The sequence below is a fragment of the Microcystis sp. M53598_WE2 genome (assembly GCF_030067735.1).
Classification (GTDB): domain Bacteria; phylum Cyanobacteriota; class Cyanobacteriia; order Cyanobacteriales; family Microcystaceae; genus Microcystis; species Microcystis aeruginosa.
Genome location: NZ_JASJFE010000130.1, coordinates 1 through 1,492, shown reverse-complemented (window position 1 = coordinate 1,492; position 1,492 = coordinate 1). Strand labels below are relative to the sequence as shown.

1 protein-coding gene and 1 pseudogene are annotated in these 1,492 nt (G+C 35.9%); both read right to left on the bottom strand.

Features of this window, described 5'->3' with window-relative positions:
• Positions 1 to 127: pseudogene (locus PX636_RS02960) on the bottom strand (Uma2 family endonuclease); the annotation flags it as partial.
• 46 nt (positions 128 to 173) lie between these two features.
• The coding region (locus tag PX636_RS02955) for a bifunctional aminoglycoside phosphotransferase/ATP-binding protein (protein ID WP_288116172.1) at positions 174 to 1,492 on the bottom strand (1,319 nt) is incomplete at its 5' end.

Here is a 1,492-nt window from a genome sequence, read left to right as displayed (position 1 = left end):
GAGGCATAATTAATAATTCTCCTTTTTGATTACGTTCTAAATTCCATGTTTGATTAGCCTGACAGAGATGATAAAATTGTTCATCAGTCAAATTAACTGTCTCTAGATTTAACACTACAGTTTCCATAATCGCTTCTCCTTTTTGCTACTTTATATCATTGATTCATCTCAACCTATTTACCTAATTGACTCTCTAAAAATTCTCGCCAATCGGGATTAGTAGTGTCTAGGGAAATTAGATAGGGTTGTTCTTTTTCATTAAAAGGTTCTGTTGTCTCAATTTGGGCATTTAAAACCTCGATAGTAGCGTCAGAAATATCGCCTTTTCTAGCGGCAATCCGTTGTTTTAAAACTTCTATAGGTGCGTGACAATGGACGATATGAAAAGGAATCTTTAAATTTTGGGCATAGGTTAATAAGGGTTCTCGCCAAGCATATTTATCGTAGCGTGCATCGAGAATAACTGGATAACCTAAAGTTATTAAAATTCGGGCTAATTCCGCTAGTCTAGCGAAGGTTTTTTGACTCATTTCGAGACTATATATATCTAGACTTCCTGTTTGATTTAAGTCAATTCCAGCCAAATGTTTGCGAACTGCATCGGAACGAATCTGAATAGCATTAAGATTTTTAGCAATTACTTTTCCTATGGTACTCTTACCCGATGCAGAAAATCCCGACATCAGAATTAATCTCGGTTTCTGCGGTTGTGTGTACTGCCAAGCTAATTGATAATAATCCTGTGCATCTGCTTTAATTTTCTCAGAAAAAGTGTCACCATCAAGCAGAAAACTATTGACTTTTGCCCTCACATACGCTTGTCTAGTCAGGTAGAGAGGCAAGACTTTTAAACCCTCCCAGTCAGCGGTTTGTTCTAAATAAGTATTCACAAATAAATTAGCGAAATCTCCTCTCCCCCTAGCGGTTAAATCCATGGCTGTAAAAGCAATATCATACATGACATCAACGAAGCGAAAAGATTCATTAAATTCTATGCGATCAAATAATTGTATTTCTCCCTGCCACTGACAGATATTATTTAAATGTAAGTCTCCGTGACATTCGCGAATCATCCCTTTTATTTGTCTTTCTTCTAACCAATCTCCGTGTTCTGCGAAGAATTTATCTGTGTAAGCTTTCGTTTCATCGTATTGTTTTTGGGTTTGGACAAAATTAATATATTTCTCGGTTTGTTGGTAGTTTTCATCAAAAGCTTGTTTAATAACTTCTAAATTGCCAAATTGAGTAATATAGGAATTAGTCACAGCTTGTCGATGAAATCCTGCCACTTTTTCAGCCAAAGATTTTAGAGCTTTTTCCGTTAGTTCTCCCCGTGCAAAAACTTTACTCAGTAAACATTCTTGGGGAAACTGATTCATTTTTAAAATGTATTCGATCGCTTTCCCTTCTCCATTTAAACTTATGCTACCCCGTTCCTCATTAATTGACAAAACTTCCAGATAGATATTCGCAGCAACTCTTTTATTTAACT